The organism is Pseudomonas sp. KH_027 (genome assembly GCF_057838565.1).
Genome location: NZ_CM174470.1, coordinates 2672651 through 2688293, shown reverse-complemented (window position 1 = coordinate 2688293; position 15643 = coordinate 2672651). Strand labels below are relative to the sequence as shown.

At 61.5% G+C, this 15643-nt stretch carries 12 protein-coding genes; 8 read left to right on the top strand and 4 right to left on the bottom strand.

Annotated elements, in window-relative coordinates; genetic code table 11:
* Positions 1–3: 3 nt before the first annotated feature.
* A complete protein-coding gene (rloB, locus tag AC3IYG_RS12645) occupies positions 4–1530 on the bottom strand; it encodes an osmotic stress tolerance membrane protein RloB (protein ID WP_489308853.1) in 1527 nt (508 codons plus the stop codon).
* A 5-nt stretch (positions 1531–1535) separates the two neighbouring features.
* Positions 1536–2072, bottom strand: coding sequence for a retropepsin-like aspartic peptidase RloA (gene rloA / locus AC3IYG_RS12640; protein ID WP_489308851.1), 537 nt, complete (start codon positions 2070–2072; stop codon positions 1536–1538).
* 303 nt (positions 2073–2375) lie between these two features.
* Between rloA and AC3IYG_RS12635 the strand changes: the two genes are divergently transcribed.
* The 6 genes from AC3IYG_RS12635 to prpD all read left to right on the top strand — a co-directional run bounded on the left by AC3IYG_RS12635 (position 2376) and on the right by prpD (position 10644).
* The gene (locus AC3IYG_RS12635) at positions 2376–3098 is read left to right on the top strand and encodes a GntR family transcriptional regulator (RefSeq protein WP_489308849.1); all 723 of its coding nucleotides are present in this window, start codon (positions 2376–2378) and stop codon (positions 3096–3098) included.
* Positions 3095–3979, top strand: a complete 885-nt coding sequence (gene prpB, locus AC3IYG_RS12630) for a methylisocitrate lyase (protein ID WP_489308847.1) — start codon at positions 3095–3097, stop codon at positions 3977–3979. Before AC3IYG_RS12635 ends, prpB begins: the two co-directional genes overlap by 4 nt.
* 69 nt (positions 3980–4048) lie before the next feature.
* Entirely contained in the window at positions 4049–5212 is a 1164-nt protein-coding gene (gene prpC / locus AC3IYG_RS12625) for a bifunctional 2-methylcitrate synthase/citrate synthase (protein WP_489308846.1), read from the top strand.
* Position 5213: 1 nt separating this feature from the next.
* On the top strand, positions 5214–7805 hold the full coding sequence (gene acnD / locus AC3IYG_RS12620) for a Fe/S-dependent 2-methylisocitrate dehydratase AcnD (RefSeq protein WP_489308844.1): 2592 nt from the start codon (positions 5214–5216) through the stop codon (positions 7803–7805).
* A gap of 124 nt (positions 7806–7929) precedes the next feature.
* Positions 7930–9120: a 2-methylaconitate cis-trans isomerase PrpF gene (prpF, locus tag AC3IYG_RS12615; RefSeq protein ID WP_489308842.1), complete on the top strand. Its 1191-nt coding sequence runs from the start codon at positions 7930–7932 to the stop codon at positions 9118–9120.
* 39 nt (positions 9121–9159) lie between these two features.
* On the top strand, positions 9160–10644 hold the full coding sequence (gene prpD, locus AC3IYG_RS12610; protein WP_489308841.1) for a 2-methylcitrate dehydratase: 1485 nt from the start codon (positions 9160–9162) through the stop codon (positions 10642–10644).
* A 79-nt stretch (positions 10645–10723) separates the two neighbouring features.
* Here the strand turns inward: prpD and ppsR are convergent, their stop codons facing one another.
* Positions 10724–11542: a posphoenolpyruvate synthetase regulatory kinase/phosphorylase PpsR gene (gene ppsR, locus AC3IYG_RS12605; RefSeq protein WP_489308839.1), complete on the bottom strand. Its 819-nt coding sequence runs from the start codon at positions 11540–11542 to the stop codon at positions 10724–10726.
* A 323-nt stretch (positions 11543–11865) separates the two neighbouring features.
* Here ppsR and ppsA point away from each other — a divergent pair, with 323 nt between their 5' ends.
* Together ppsA and AC3IYG_RS12595 are read left to right on the top strand one after the other, a co-directional pair.
* Positions 11866–14241: a phosphoenolpyruvate synthase gene (gene ppsA / locus AC3IYG_RS12600; RefSeq protein WP_489308837.1), complete on the top strand. Its 2376-nt coding sequence runs from the start codon at positions 11866–11868 to the stop codon at positions 14239–14241.
* 127 nt (positions 14242–14368) lie between these two features.
* A complete protein-coding gene (locus AC3IYG_RS12595) occupies positions 14369–15340 on the top strand; it encodes an alpha/beta fold hydrolase (RefSeq protein ID WP_489308835.1) in 972 nt (323 codons plus the stop codon).
* Positions 15341–15363: 23 nt separating this feature from the next.
* Here the strand turns inward: AC3IYG_RS12595 and AC3IYG_RS12590 are convergent, their stop codons facing one another.
* Positions 15364–15489 (bottom strand): hypothetical protein, encoded by a 126-nt coding sequence (locus tag AC3IYG_RS12590; RefSeq protein ID WP_489308833.1) that lies wholly within the window; start codon positions 15487–15489, stop codon positions 15364–15366.
* Positions 15490–15643 lie beyond the last annotated feature (154 nt).

Genomic DNA, 15643 nt, shown 5'->3' with positions numbered 1-15643 from the left:
GGCTCAGTCCTTCAGAAAGGCTTTGAAGCGGAACAGCTCAGTCAGGCGGTAGCCGCGATAACGGCCCATCGCGAGCATGAAGCCCACCAGAATCAGCAGTACGGCCGGGAAGGTGAACACGAAGTAGGTCAACTCCGGCACGCTCATCAGCAGGTGTGCGAGGGCGGCGGCGAACAGTGTACCGACTGCCACCTTCATCGCGTGACCACCGCCACGCTCTTCCCAGGTGATCGACAGGCGTTCGATGGTCATGGTCAGAATCACCATCGGGAACAGCGCGACCGAGAGGCCGCGCTCCAGGCCGAGCTTGTGGCTGAACAGGCTGATGGCCGCGATCAGTACCACGACGAAGGTCAGCACCACCGAGAGCCTTGGCAGCATCTGCAGCTTCAGGTGTTCGAGGTAGGAGCGCAGCGACAGGCCGAGAGCGGTGATGATGGTGAACAGCACGATACCGAAGCCCAGTTGGGTCTCGCGGAAGGCGAGGGCGATCAGCACCGGGGTGAAGGTACCGAGGGTCTGCAGGCCGATCAGGTTGCGCAGGATCAGGATCACCAGCACGCCGATCGGGATCATCACCATGATCATGAAGGTCTGCTGGGTTTGCAGCGGCAGGCCGTACAGCGAGTATTCGAGGAAGTCGGCTTCGGTGTTCTCGTCGGTCAGTTTGGCCAGGCGGATGGCATTCATCTCGCTGTTGTTCAGGCTGAAGCTGACTTGGGCCTTCTTGCCGCCTTCGATGTTGACCAGGTTCTCATCGCCGGTCCACCAGACCAGGCGGTCGGCAGGCAGGCCCTGTTCGCCGGTTTCCGGGCTGAAGTACAGCCAGTTCTCGCCATTGAAACTGCGCAGCCAGAGTTCCGGGCTCTGCGGTTGATCGGCCATCAGGCGAATGGTGTGCACGCGCTCCATCGGCACATGGGCGATGGACAGCAGCAGTTCGATGGTTTTGGCTTTGTTCGGCGTCGATGCATCACCGGCGAGCAACAGTTTGACGTTGTCGTCATTGATGTTGTTGACCCGCTTGATGGTCTCGCTGATGAAGGTTTCGACATCCGCCGAATGCTGCCGGATGGGCGCCAGCAGCGCCTCTGCGGCAATCTTCTCCGGGCCTTCGACAACGATGCTGTCACGGAAGATCGGGCCCTTGGCCTTGGCTTTTTCGCCGCTGTAGCGCTTGGTCAGCACCAGGCGGTAGTAGAGCGTCTGGTTGCCGCTGGCGCGCCGGGCCGACCAGGTGACCTTACGGTTGCCGTCGGCGCGGTTGATGCTCACGCCGTAATTGTTCGAGATGAAGCTCTCGTTGAGGCTGACGTAGTCCTGGCTCAGCGGCGGCACGAACATCTGCACTTTTACCGGATTTTTAGGGCTGGCCTGGAATTCGACTTTGGCGTCGATATTCCACAGGTCATCAGTTTCATCCTCGGTGATCGGGATGCCAACAATAAAAATCTGGTAAGCCGTAATCAGAATGCCCAAGGTCACCAGGATGGTGATCAGGACTTTCAGATGCAGGTTAAGAGAGCGCATGTGTATTACTCGGCAGAGTTTGCGTCAGTGGCACAGCCAGGTTTTCCTGCTGCGTATTTAAGGCTCGGGTCGACCAGCGCATCGAAGCGTTTGAGCGCCTCGGAACCAATCAGAAGCGGGTATTGGAAGGCGCTGCGGTCAGTCAAGTTCACTTCGATGCTGCGTAATGCTTTGCCCATGCAGATTTCCAGTTCGATCACTGGGCGGGCCGTGTAGGTTTTTTCTTCGTCCGCATCGTAGTCGCCAGCGCGACGTTTGATCTTGCTGATGCGTGCCAGCGGCCGCTCGATGGGGTGGGCGTGGGCATCGTCGATGGCCAGATAGAAACGCACCCAGGTTTCGCCGTCGCGCTTGAAGCGTTTGATGTCGCGCGCGCTCAACGACGCGGTTTTAGCACCAGTGTCCAGTTTTGCCGCCACTTGCAGGTCAATGTCGGACAGCTGCGCGTATTCGTTCAGACCATAGATGGTCTTGTCGGCGGCGAGACTCAGGCCGGGCAATAGAATCAGGCAAAACAGCAGGGCTAAGGGCTTGAGTCTCATAAGTCCTAAAGGTGGATCGCGATTGTCGGGCCAGGGTGTCGGCGGTGTAACAGGGTTAATGCGGCGCGTCAGGCATCGCAGTTTAGCAGGCGGAGCCCCGGCGTCTCGCCGGGCGCACAAGAACTGCATTCTAACATGGGGATTTTCTGCTGCGACAGGCGCTTATGGCTGTTTCTGCAAGTGACTTCGGTGGGTTTAAATCTTTTGCTTATTAAAAGATTGTCGACAATAGCTTGTGTCGGTTTGACATATTCGTGCGTTAAGGGTAGTTTTCGCTGAAATATTTAGCGGTGTGTCGACAATATGCTGGACGCCATCGAATCCCCACTGAACGCCCAGGATGATTCCGAGACGCTGTCGGAGAATGTCTTCCGGCGTATTCAGGCGGCCATCGTCAAGGGCGAGATAGCCCCCGGGAGCAAAATCTCCGAGCCGGAGTTGGCGCGTACCTATGGCATCAGCCGTGGGCCGCTGCGTGAAGCCATCCATCGTCTCGAAGGCCAGCGGCTGCTGGTGCGGGTGCCGCATGTCGGTGCGCGGGTGGTCTCGCTCAACCAGGCCGAGCTGATCGAGCTCTACGAAATCCGCGAGTCGTTAGAAGGCATGGCCTGTCGCCTGGCGGCCGAGCGCATGACTCAAGCGGAAATCGACGAACTGCGCCGTCTGCTCGATCTGCATGAGCAGGACGAGGCGTTCAAGGCGGGCGTCGGCTACTACCAGCAGGAAGGCGACTTCGACTTCCACTATCGCATCATCCAGGGCAGCGGTAACCGCACCCTGGCCCAGATGCTCTGCGGCGAGCTGTACCAGTTGGTGCGCATGTATCGCCTGCAGTTCTCTGCCACGCCTAACCGGCCGCGGCAGGCCTTCAACGAGCACCACCGAATTCTCGATGCCATCGCCGACCGTGACGGTGAACTGGCCGAGTTGCTGATGCGTCGGCATATCGGTGCGTCCAAGCGCAATATCGAGCGCCATTACCAGGGCGCGCAACCCAAGACAGCCAAACCTAGAGGTGAGTCATGAGTGTCAAGACACCGGGCCAGCGTTTTCGCGATGCCGTTGCTGAAGAACACCCTTTACAAGTGATCGGCGCGATCAATGCCAACCATGCGTTGCTGGCCAAACGTGCCGGTTTCAAGGCCATTTACCTGTCCGGCGGCGGCGTTGCGGCCGGTTCGTTGGGCTTGCCGGATTTGGGTATCACCGGTTTGGACGACGTGCTCACTGACGTGCGCCGGATTACTGATGTCTGCGACCTGCCGCTGCTGGTGGATGTCGATACGGGCTTTGGGTCTTCGGCATTCAACGTCGCCCGGACCGTTAAATCGATGATCAAGTTCGGCGCCGCCGCCATCCATATCGAGGATCAGGTCGGCGCCAAGCGCTGTGGCCACCGGCCGAATAAGGAGATTGTCTCGCAGCAGGAAATGGTCGACCGCATCAAGGCGGCCGTCGATGCGCGCACCGATGACAGCTTCGTGATCATGGCGCGTACCGATGCGCTGGCGGTCGAGGGGCTGAACGCGGCCCTGGATCGCGCCGCCGCCTGCATCGAGGCCGGCGCCGACATGATCTTCCCCGAGGCCATCACCGAGCTGGCCATGTACAAGACCTTCGCCGACCGGGTGCGGGCGCCGATCCTGGCCAACATCACCGAGTTCGGTGCCACGCCGCTGTACACCACCGAGGAGTTGGCCTCGGTCGACGTGTCGCTGGCGCTCTACCCGCTGTCGGCTTTCCGCGCGATGAACAAGGCCGCCGAGAACGTGTACATGGCGGTGCGCCGCGACGGGACGCAGAAAAATGTGGTCGACACCATGCAGACGCGCATGGAGCTCTACGAGCGCATCAATTACCACGCCTTCGAGCAGAGCCTCGACGCGTTGTTCGCTGCCAAAAAATAACCGGAGCGCAGGTCTTAGCCGCCTGCATATAAGAACTACCCGACCGGATCGGATGAGGAGAGATAAGCGATGAGTGCGACCCCAGAAACCACCACCCCAGGCTTCAAGCCAAAGAAATCCGTCGCCCTGAGTGGCACCACCGCCGGCAACACCGCCCTGTGCACCGTCGGCCGTAGCGGCAACGATCTGCACTATCGCGGCTATGACATTCTCGACGTCGCCACCACCTGTGAGTTCGAGGAAATCGCTCACCTGCTGGTACATGGCAAACTGCCCAATACCGCCGAGCTGGCCGGCTACAAGGCCAAGCTCAAGGCGCTGCGCGGCCTGCCCGCGGCATTGAAAAGCGCCCTGGAACAGTTGCCACCGTCCGCCCATCCGATGGATGTGATGCGCACTGGGGTGTCCGTACTTGGCTGCCTGGCGCCGGAGAAGGACGACCACAACCACCCCGGCGCCCGTGACATCGCCGACAAGCTGATGGCCTCGCTGGGTTCCATGCTGCTGTACTGGTACCACTTCAGCCATAACGGCAAGCGCATCGAGGTGGAAACCGAAGATGACTCCATCGGTGGTCACTTCCTCCACCTGCTGCATGGCGAAAAGCCTCGCGAATCCTGGGTGCGCGCCATGCACACCAGCCTGATCCTGTACGCCGAGCACGAGTTCAACGCCTCCACCTTCACCTCCCGGGTGATCGCCGGTACCGGCTCCGACATGTTCTCCGCCATTGCCGGTGGCATCGGCGCGCTGCGCGGACCCAAGCATGGTGGCGCCAACGAGGTGGCCTTCGAGATCCAGAAGCGCTACGACAACCCGGATGAGGCCGAGGCCGATATCCGTGCCCGCGTGGAGAAGAAGGAGGTGGTGATCGGCTTCGGTCACCCGGTGTACACCGTGGCCGACCCGCGCAACAAGGTGATCAAGGAAGTCGCCCGCGAGCTCTGCGCCGAGCAGGGCAACAACAAGATGTTCGACATTGCCGAGCGCCTGGAATCGACCATGTGGGAGATCAAGAAGATGTTCCCCAACCTCGATTGGTTCAGCGCCGTCAGCTACCACATGATGGGTGTGCCCACCGCCATGTTCACCCCGTTGTTCGTCATCGCGCGCACATCAGGCTGGTCCTCCCACGTCATCGAGCAGCGTATCGATGGCAAGATCATCCGCCCGAGCGCCAACTACGTCGGGCCGGAAGACCTGACCTTCGTGCCGCTCAAGGGTCGTAAATAAGATGAACAGCCAATACCGTAAATCCCTGCCCGGCACGGCGCTGGACTATTTCGATACCCGTGCCGCGGTCGAGGCGATCGCCCCCGGCGCCTACGACACGCTGCCGTACACCTCGCGCGTGCTGGCGGAAAACCTGGTGCGTCGCTGCGATCCGGCGACGCTGAATGCTTCCCTGAGCCAGTTCATCGAGCGCAAACGCGACCTGGACTTCCCGTGGTTCCCGGCCCGCGTGGTGTGCCACGACATTCTCGGCCAGACCGCGCTGGTGGATCTGGCCGGCCTGCGCGACGCCATCGCCCTGCAAGGTGGCGACCCGGCGCAGGTCAACCCGGTGGTGCCGACGCAATTGATCGTCGATCACTCCCTGGCCGTTGAGCGCGGTGGCTTCGATCCGGAGGCGTTCGAAAAGAACCGCGCCATCGAAGACCGGCGCAACGAAGACCGCTTCCATTTCATCAACTGGACCAAAAAGGCCTTCAAGAACGTCGATGTGATTCCACCGGGCAACGGCATCATGCACCAGATCAACCTGGAGAAAATGTCGCCGGTGATCCAGGTGCGCGACGGCGTGGCGTTCCCCGATACCTGCGTCGGCACCGACAGCCATACTCCGCACGTCGATGCGCTGGGCGTGATCGCCATCGGTGTCGGTGGCCTGGAAGCGGAAAGCGTCATGCTCGGCCGCGCGTCCTGGATGCGCCTGCCGGAAAGCGTCGGCGTCGAACTGACGGGCAAGCTGCAACCGGGCATCACCGCCACCGACATGGTGCTGGCGCTGACCGAATACCTGCGCCAGCAAAAAGTGGTCGGCGCCTGGCTGGAGTTCTTCGGTGAAGGCGCATCAAAGCTGACCCTCGGTGACCGCGCGACCATTTCCAACATGGCCCCGGAATACGGCGCCACCGCGGCGATGTTCTATATCGACCAGCAGACCATCGACTACCTGAAACTCACCGGCCGCGAAGACCAACAGGTGCAACTGGTCGAGCAGTACGCCAAGCAGACCGGCCTCTGGGCCGACAGCCTGAAGGGCGCGCAGTACGAGCGTGGGTTGAGCTTCGACCTGTCCTCGGTGGTGCGCAACATGGCCGGCCCGAGCAATCCTCACGCCCGTGTCGCCACCTCGGACCTCGCGGCTCAAGGCATTGCCGGTCAATGGGACGAAGTGCCAGGCCAGATGCCGGACGGCGCGGTGATCATCGCCGCCATCACCAGTTGCACCAACACCAGCAACCCGCGCAACGTGATCGCCGCCGGTCTGTTGGCGCGCAATGCCAACAAGCTTGGGCTGACGCGCAAGCCATGGGTCAAGTCGTCGCTGGCGCCGGGTTCGAAGACCGTCGCGCTGTACCTGGACGAGGCGGGCCTGACTGACGAACTGGAACAATTGGGTTTCGGCGTGGTGGCCTTCGCTTGCACCACGTGCAACGGCATGTCCGGGGCGCTGGATCCGGTGATCCAGCAGGAAATCATCGACCGCGACCTGTACGCCACCGCCGTACTGTCGGGTAACCGCAACTTCGACGGGCGGATTCACCCGTACGCCAAGCAGGCATTCCTCGCTTCGCCGCCGCTGGTGGTGGCCTATGCCATCGCCGGCACCATCCGCTTCGACATCGAAAAGGACGTGCTGGGCCTGGACGCCTCTGGCCGTGAAATCCGCCTGAAAGACATCTGGCCGAGCGACGAAGAGATCGACGCGGTGGTCAAGGCCTCGGTCAAGCCGGAGCAGTTCCGTCAGGTCTACATTCCGATGTTCGCCATCCACGAAGACACCGGCCCCAAGGTCGAGCCGCTGTACGACTGGCGCGAGATGAGCACCTATATCCGTCGCCCGCCGTACTGGGAAGGTGCATTGGCCGGGGCGCGTCCGCTCAAGGGCATGCGCCCGCTGGCGGTGCTGCCGGACAACATCACCACCGATCACCTGTCGCCGTCGAACGCCATCATGCTCGACAGCGCCGCTGGCGAATACCTGGCGAAAATGGGCCTGCCGGAAGAGGACTTCAACTCCTACGCGACTCATAGGGGCGACCATTTGACCGCGCAGCGCGCGACCTTCGCCAACCCGAAACTGTTCAACGAAATGGTTCAGGAAAACGGCAAGGTCAAGCAGGGTTCGCTGGCGCGCGTCGAGCCGGAAGGCCAGGTCATGCGCATGTGGGAAGCCATCGAAACCTACATGGAGCGCAAGCAGCCGCTGATCATCATCGCCGGCGCCGACTACGGTCAGGGTTCGTCCCGCGACTGGGCGGCGAAGGGCGTGCGTCTGGCCGGTGTGGAAGCGATTGCCGCCGAAGGTTTCGAGCGCATTCACCGCACCAACCTGGTGGGCATGGGCGTGTTGCCGCTGGAGTTCACACCGGGCACCGACCGCAAGACGCTGGGCATCGACGGCAGTGAGACCTACGACGTGCTTGGCGAGCGCACCCCGCGCGCCACACTCACGTTGGTCATCACTCGCCAGAACGGTGAGCGGGTCGAGGTGCCAGTCACCTGCCGTCTCGACACCGCCGAAGAGGTCTCGATCTACGAAGCCGGTGGCGTGTTGCAGCGTTTCGCCCAGGACTTCCTCGAATCGGCAATGGCTTAAGCGTAACTCGGGGCTCCAGGCTTTTGTGGGAGCGGTTGAAGCCGCTCCCACAGGGCCAGAGCCAGGCAAAGTCCAGGCGCGCGGCGCAGGCCTGCGCTGCTCGGCCTAATCAGGGCAACATTCCATGACCCATGTACCCCAGATCAAAATTCCCGCCACCTACATGCGCGGCGGCACCAGCAAAGGCGTGTTCTTCAGCCTGCAAGACCTGCCCGAATCCGCACAAGTCCCAGGCGCGGCCCGCGATGCCCTGCTGCTGCGTGTGATCGGCAGCCCCGACCCGTACGACAAGCAGATCGACGGCATGGGCGCGGCGACCTCGAGCACCAGCAAAACCGTGATCCTGGCCAAAAGCACCCAGGCCAACCACGACGTCGATTACCTGTTCGGCCAGGTCTCCATCGACAAGCCCTTCGTCGACTGGAGCGGTAACTGCGGCAACCTCTCCGCCGCAGTCGGCTCGTTCGCCATCAGCAGCGGCCTGGTCGACGCCAGTCGCATCCCGCAAAACGGCGTGGCCGTGGTGCGGATCTGGCAGGCCAACATCGGCAAGACCATCATCGCCCACGTACCGATCACCAACGGTGAAGTACAGGAAACCGGTGATTTCGAACTCGACGGCGTGACCTTCCCAGCCGCCGAAGTGCAGCTCGAATTTATCGACCCGGCCGCCGAGGAAGAGGGCGCGGGCGGCTCGATGTTCCCCACCGGCAACCTGGTCGATGACCTGGAAGTGCCCGGCCTCGGCATGCTCAAGGTGACGATGATCAATGCCGGCATCCCGACCATCTTCATCAACGCGGATGCCATCGGCTACACGGGCGCCGAGTTGCAGGGCGACATCAACGGCGATCCGAAGGCGCTGGCGATGTTCGAGACCATTCGTGCTTACGGCGCGTTGCGTATGGGGCTGATCAAGACTCTGGACGAAGCGGCCAAGCGTCAGCACACGCCGAAAGTCGCCTTCGTTGCGAAACCGGCTGATTACGTCGCGTCCAGCGGTAAAGTGATTGCGGCGGGTGATGTCGACCTGCTGGTGCGTGCGCTGTCCATGGGCAAGCTGCACCACGCCATGATGGGCACCGCGGCCGTGGCCATCGGCACCGCAGCGGCGATTCCGGGCACGCTGGTCAACCTTGCGGCTGGCGGCAGTGCGCGCAGTGCGGTGCGCTTCGGCCACCCCTCGGGCACCCTGCGCGTAGGCGCCGAAGCCAGCCGGATCGACGGCGAATGGACGGTGAACAAGGCCATCATGAGCCGCAGCGCCCGGGTGCTGATGGAAGGTTGGGTGCGCGTGCCTGGCGATGCGTTCTGAGGCGCACACTTAACGATCCGATAGCGGAGGGAGTCGACCATGAGCGCCAACGTTGATCTGAACGACCGCCCTGACTACGACAGCGTCCTGCAGGACATTGCCGACTACGTCCTGAACTTCAAGATCAACTCCAGAGCGGCGCTGGACACGGCCCGCAACTGCCTGATGGACACCCTCGGCTGCGGCCTGCTGGCCCTGCGTTTCCCCGAGTGCACCAAGCACCTGGGGCCGATCGTCGAAGGCACCGTGGTGCCGTTCGGCGCTCGTGTGCCGGGCACCCGTTTCAGTCTCGACCCGGTCAAGGCGGCTTGGGACATCGGCTGTATCGTTCGCTGGCTCGACTACAACGACACCTGGCTGGCGGCCGAGTGGGGCCATCCGTCCGACAACCTCGGCGGCATCCTCGCGGTGGCCGATCACCTGGCGCAGAAGCGCGTGGCCAATGGCGATGCGCCGCTGACCATGCGTGCGGTGCTGGACGCGATGATCATGGCCCACGAGATCCAGGGCGTGATCGCACTGGAAAACGCCTTCAACCGTGTCGGCCTGGACCACGTGATCCTGGTTAAAGTCGCCTCTACCGCAGTGACCGCCAAGCTGATGGGCGCCAACCGCGAGCAATTGCTGTCAGCCTTGTCCCATGCCTTTGCCGATGGTCAGGCGCTGCGCACATACCGTCACGCGCCGAACGCCGGTTCGCGCAAGTCCTGGGCGGCGGGCGATGCGTCCAGCCGAGGCGTGCGTCTGGCGGACATCGCCATGCGTGGCGAAATGGGTATTCCGGGCGTGCTCACCGCACCGCAGTGGGGCTTCTACGACGTACTGTTCAGCCACACCAACAAAGACCTGGCGCTCAAGCCGGAAGAAAAGCGCACATTCAGCTTCTCACAGAAGTTTGGCACCTACGTGATGGAAAACGTGCTGTTCAAGATCAGCTTCCCGGCCGAGTTCCACGCGCAAACCGCGTGTGAAGCCGCCGTGACCCTGCACCCGCAGGTCAAGGATCGTCTGCACGAGATCGACAAGATCGTCATCACCACCCACGAATCGGCGATTCGCATCATCTCCAAGGTCGGCCAGCTGGCCAACGCCGCGGACCGCGACCACTGCATCCAGTACATGACCGCCGTGCCGTTGGCTTTCGGCAGCCTGGTGGCCGAGCAGTACGAAGACGATTTCCATGCGGCCCACCCGATCATCGACGAACTGCGCGAGAAGATGGTGATCGTCGAGGACGCGCGTTATACCCGCGAGTACCTGGAAGCGGACAAGCGCTCCATCGCCAACGCCATCCAGGTGTTCTTCACCGATGGTTCGAGCACCGAGCAGGTCGCAGTCGAGTACCCGATTGGCCATCGCCGCCGTCGCGCCGATGGCATCCCGCTGCTGGAAGACAAGTTCAAGGCCAATCTGGCCATCAGGTTCACCGCTCAGCGCAGTGCGGAAATCTTCGCCCTGTGCAAAGACCAGGCGAAACTGGAGGCCACCCCGGTCAACCGCTTTATGGATATGTTCGTGATCTAAACGCAGTAGCCATGAAAAAGCCCGCTGATTGCGGGCTTTTCCAGTAAGACAGCACCCATCTGTGCCGAGCGCCTGCTGTTTACTTGAGGCGGCGTTCCACGCCTTTTTCAACCAGGATCTTGGCGGAGATTTCTTCCACCGAAAAGTGCGTGGAATTGATGAAGGGGATGTTTTCCCGGCGCAGCAACTGTTCGACCTCGCGGACTTCGAATTCGCACTGGGCGTAGCTGGCGTAGCGGCTGTTGGGTTTGCGTTCGTTGCGGATGGCGGTCAGGCGATCGGGGTCGATGGTCAGGCCGAACAGTTTGTCCTTGTAGGCTTTCAGCGCGGCAGGCAACTGCAGGCGCTCCATGTCTTCTTCGGTCAGCGGGTAGTTGGCCGCACGGATGCCGTACTGCAGCGCCATATACAGGCAGGTCGGGGTTTTGCCGCAACGCGAGACGCCGACCAGGATCAGATCGGCCTTGTCGTAGTAGTGGGTGCGGGCGCCGTCGTCGTTGTCGAGGGCAAAGTTCACCGCCTCGATCCGTTCCATGTAGTTGGAGTTGTGGCTGATGGAGTGTGATTTGCCGACTGAATAGGACGAGTGCGAGGTCAACTCCTGCTCCAGTGGAGCAAGGAAAGTTGAGAAGATATCGATCATAAAGCCGTCGGACGTCGCCAAGACGTCGCGAATGTCCTGATTTACGATGGTGTCGAAGATGATCGGCCGAACGCCATCCGCCTCTGCGGCGGCGTTGATTTGTTGTACCATGGCGCGCGCTTTTTCAACACTGTCGATGTAGGGGCGCGTGAGCTTGTGAAAGGTGATGTTTTCGAACTGCGCCAGCAGGCTCTGACCGAGGGTTTCGGCCGTGATGCCGGTGCCGTCGGAGATGAAGAAAGCGGTTCGTTTCATTTGCACCTAGAGCCTCTAGCCTATTCCAAGACCGCCGCGAGCGCAGGTCAGGCAAGGCGCAAACAGGCGAGGATGCAGAGTTTACAAGCTGTAAATATGCAGTCCGAGCCTGTTTTCAACGCAGCATCACCAAGCGCAGCAGGTACTAAATAGGTTCTTAAGTTGGGGACGATTCTTGGCTATGATAGGCCCCTTTTGATGGAACCCATGCCGGTTGGCATTGTTACTTATTTTCCAGGGCCAGGCCACCGTCACGCGGAGCTGCTCCGTCTGAGCTTTTACAGAGCCTGAGCTTGTCCAACACCGTTAGTGGAGAGATCACCTTGGCAGAATACGTAGTTTCCCTCGATAAGCTCGGCGTCCATGATGTGGAGCATGTGGGGGGCAAGAACGCATCCCTGGGCGAGATGATCAGTAACCTCGCAGGCGCCGGTGTTTCGGTGCCCGGTGGTTTCGCCACTACCGCCCAGGCCTATCGGGACTTCCTCGAACTGAGCGGCCTGAACGATCAGATACACGCCGCCCTCGATGCGCTGGACGTCGACGACGTCAACGCCCTGGTGAAAACCGGCGCGCAGATCCGTCAGTGGATCATGGACGCCGAGTTCCCCGAGCGCTTGAACAGCGAAATCCGCACCGCGTTCGCCGAAATGGCCGCCGGTAACCCGAACATGGCCGTGGCCGTACGCTCCTCGGCGACCGCCGAAGACCTGCCGGATGCCTCGTTCGCCGGCCAGCAGGAAACCTTCCTGAACATTCGTGGCGTGGAAAACGTCATTCGTGCAGCCAAGGAAGTCTTCGCTTCTTTGTTCAACGACCGCGCCATCGCTTATCGCGTGCACCAGGGCTTCGACCACAAGCTGGTCGCCCTGTCTGCTGGCGTGCAGCGCATGGTGCGTTCGGAAACCGGCACTGCCGGCGTGCTCTTCACTCTCGACACCGAGTCCGGCTTTCGCGACGTAGTGTTCATCACCGGTGCCTATGGCCTGGGTGAAACCGTAGTGCAAGGCGCGGTCAATCCGGACGAGTTCTACGTCCACAAGCAAACCCTGGAAGCCGGCCGCCCGGCGATCCTGCGCCGCAACCTGGGCAGCAAAGCGATCAAGATGATTTACGGCGACGAAGCCAAAGCCGGCAAGTCGGTCAAGGTCGTGGATGTCGAACATGCCGATCGTTCGCGTTTCTGCCTGAGCGACGCCGAGGTCACCGAGCTGGCCAAGCAGGCGCTGATCATCGAGAAGCACTACCAGCGGCCGATGGACATCGAGTGGGCCAAAGACGGTGACGACGGCAAGCTGTACATCGTCCAGGCCCGTCCCGAGACCGTGAAAAGCCGGACCAGCGCCAATGTGATGGAGCGTTACCTGCTCAAGGAAACCGGCACCGTGCTGGTCGAAGGCCGCGCCATCGGCCAGAAAATCGGCGCCGGCAAGGTGCGGGTGATCAACGATATCGCCGAGATGGACAAGGTCCAGCCAGGCGATGTGCTGGTTTCCGACATGACCGACCCGGATTGGGAGCCGATCATGAAACGCGCCAGCGCCATCGTCACCAACCGTGGTGGGCGTACCTGTCACGCGGCCATCATCGCCCGTGAGCTGGGCATTCCGGCCGTGGTCGGTTGCGGTAACGCGACCCAGGTGCTGAAGGATGGCCAGGGCGTGACAGTTTCCTGCGCCGAAGGCGATACCGGTTTCATCTTCGAAGGTGAGCTGGGCTTCGACATCCGCAAGAACTCCGTCGATGCCATGCCGGATCTGCCGTTCAAGATCATGATGAACGTCGGCAACCCCGACCGTGCCTTCGATTTCGCCCAGCTGCCGAACGCCGGCATCGGTCTGGCGCGTCTGGAATTCATCATCAATCGCATGATCGGCGTGCACCCCAAGGCGCTGCTGAACTACGCCGGCCTGCCAGCCGACATCAAGGACAGCGTCGACAAGCGTATCGCGGGCTATGACGATCCGGTCGGTTTCTACGTCGAGAAACTGGTCGAGGGCATCAGCACCCTGGCGGCGGCGTTCTGGCCGAAGAAGGTCATCGTGCGCCTGTCGGACTTCAAGTCCAACGAATACGCCAACCTGATCGGCGGCAAGCTCTACGAGCCGGAAGAAGAAAACCCGATGCTGGGCTTCCGTGGCGCTTCGCGTTACATCAGCGAATCCTTCCGCGACTGCTTCGAGCTGGAATGTCGTGCGCTGAAGAAAGTCCGCAACGAAATGGGCCTGACCAACGTCGAGATCATGGTGCCATTCGTGCGCACCCTCGGCGAAGCCAGCCAAGTCGTCGATCTACTCGCGCAGAACGGCCTGGCGCGCGGCCAGAACGGCTTGAAAGTGATCATGATGTGCGAGCTGCCGTCCAACGCGATTCTAGCGGATGAGTTCCTCGAGTTCTTCGATGGCTTCTCCATCGGCTCCAACGACCTGACCCAACTGACCCTCGGTCTGGACCGCGACTCGGGCATCGTCGCGCACCTGTTCGACGAGCGTAATCCGGCGGTCAAGAAGCTGCTCTCCAATGCCATCCAGGCCTGTAACAAGGCCGGGAAGTACATCGGCATCTGTGGTCAGGGCCCGTCGGATCACCCGGATCTCGCCCGCTGGTTGATGGAGCAGGGTATCGAGAGCGTGTCGTTGAATCCGGACTCCGTACTGGAAACCTGGTTCTTCCTGGCGGAAGCTCAGCAACAGGCGTGATGGCTTTGGCCATGTGCGGATCGGCTCGCTTCGGGCTGCTTCGCATCGGCGCTGGCTGAGTCGGCGTTCTTTAACCACCTATAAAAAGGGCGGACAGATTTCCGCCCTTTTTTGTGCAAGTAGTCATATGCAAAGTAGCAGTGAGCTTTTTCCCGTCGCCTTGATGAGCGCTGAGTTGCGTGGCGATCTCAGTGAAGATGTCTATCGCCTCAAGCCGAGCAACAGCACCGATTCCAGCGTCGAACTGGCGCTGACTCGCCTAGGCCTGTTGGGCCAGGAGGCGAGGCGAGGCGTACCGGTGATTCTGCTGCATGGCAGTTTCTCCAATCGACGTTTCTGGTACTCGCCCAAGGGGATCGGCCTGGGGCCGCACCTGGCGCGTGCCGGTTTTGACGTGTGGATCGCTGAAATGCGTGGCCACGGCTTGTCGCCGCGCAACCTGAACTATCGCCATAATCGCGTGGCTGATTATGTGCGTTACGACCTCCCGGCTATCGCGGCTTTCGTGCGCGAACAGACGGCGCAGGCCCCGCACTGGATCGGTCACTCCCTCGGCGGCATCACCTTGGCTGCCGCCCTCGGCGGGCGCTATCTGGGTGAGGATGAGGTCGCTTCGGCGGCGTTGTTCGGCAGCCAGATCAGCCGCGTCTACTGGCCGTTGAAAGTGCCGCCGGTGGAGTGGGGCGGGCGATTGTTGCTCAAACGTTTCGCTGCACTGTCGGGCTCGCGGCTCAAGCGCGGCCCGGAGGACGAACCCATAGGGCTGGCGCTGGAAAGCCTGCGTTGGCATGGTTTGTTCGGCCGCTTTGGCGATCGCGAGCGCGATTGGTGGGCGGGGTTGCCGGAGGTGCGCGTGCCATTGTTGGCGGTCAGCGCCGTTGGCGACCAGCAGGATCCGGCCTGGGCTTGCCGCAAGCTGCTGGAACAGTTCGGCTCGCAAACCCGTGAGTTTTTATGCCTCGGCAAGCAGAACGGCTTTATCGACGATTATGGGCATGTCGAGATGCTGGTCAGTAAGCACGCGCAGCGCGAAGTGTGGCCGCTGGTCGAACATTGGCTGCGGCAGACGCAACTGCCGGAAGGGTTCAGGCAGGGCTGAGTCGCCGCTTGGGCGGCGCGAGCTCAGCTGATCGAGCGCGCCACGCCGCCATCCACGCGCATGGCGACGCCTGCGACGGTCAGGCCTTGGCCAATGCCGGCACTGGGGCCGCTGACGATGGCGTGCTCTGCGGATAGATCAATTTTCATACAATGACGCCTGGGGCAGAGACACTCTCTGCGACAGTGGGTCGCCGCAGTCGGGCCGAGTTCAATCCTGGGTATCGATTGATGATCTACGGTTCGTTCGGACCGGGGTTGGCAATGGCAATGGCTATGAGCGCGATGCGCGCGGCTATTATTT

What these genes read in the sequence shown, in the direction of transcription:
- prpF (WP_489308842.1), top strand. Translation starts at nt 7,930, where the DNA reads ATGACCCATGTACCCCAGATCAAAATTCCCGCCACCTACATGCGCGGC.
- AC3IYG_RS12595 (WP_489308835.1), top strand. Translation starts at nt 14,369, where the DNA reads ATGCAAAGTAGCAGTGAGCTTTTTCCCGTCGCCTTGATGAGCGCTGAG.
- acnD (WP_489308844.1), top strand. Translation starts at nt 5,214, where the DNA reads ATGAACAGCCAATACCGTAAATCCCTGCCCGGCACGGCGCTGGACTAT.
- rloA (WP_489308851.1), bottom strand. Translation starts at nt 2,072, where the DNA reads ATGAGACTCAAGCCCTTAGCCCTGCTGTTTTGCCTGATTCTATTGCCC.
- prpC (WP_489308846.1), top strand. Translation starts at nt 4,049, where the DNA reads ATGAGTGCGACCCCAGAAACCACCACCCCAGGCTTCAAGCCAAAGAAA.
- prpD (WP_489308841.1), top strand. Translation starts at nt 9,160, where the DNA reads ATGAGCGCCAACGTTGATCTGAACGACCGCCCTGACTACGACAGCGTC.
- rloB (WP_489308853.1), bottom strand. Translation starts at nt 1,530, where the DNA reads ATGCGCTCTCTTAACCTGCATCTGAAAGTCCTGATCACCATCCTGGTG.
- prpB (WP_489308847.1), top strand. Translation starts at nt 3,095, where the DNA reads ATGAGTGTCAAGACACCGGGCCAGCGTTTTCGCGATGCCGTTGCTGAA.
- AC3IYG_RS12635 (WP_489308849.1), top strand. Translation starts at nt 2,376, where the DNA reads ATGCTGGACGCCATCGAATCCCCACTGAACGCCCAGGATGATTCCGAG.
- AC3IYG_RS12590 (WP_489308833.1), bottom strand. Translation starts at nt 15,489, where the DNA reads ATGAAAATTGATCTATCCGCAGAGCACGCCATCGTCAGCGGCCCCAGT.
- ppsR (WP_489308839.1), bottom strand. Translation starts at nt 11,542, where the DNA reads ATGAAACGAACCGCTTTCTTCATCTCCGACGGCACCGGCATCACGGCC.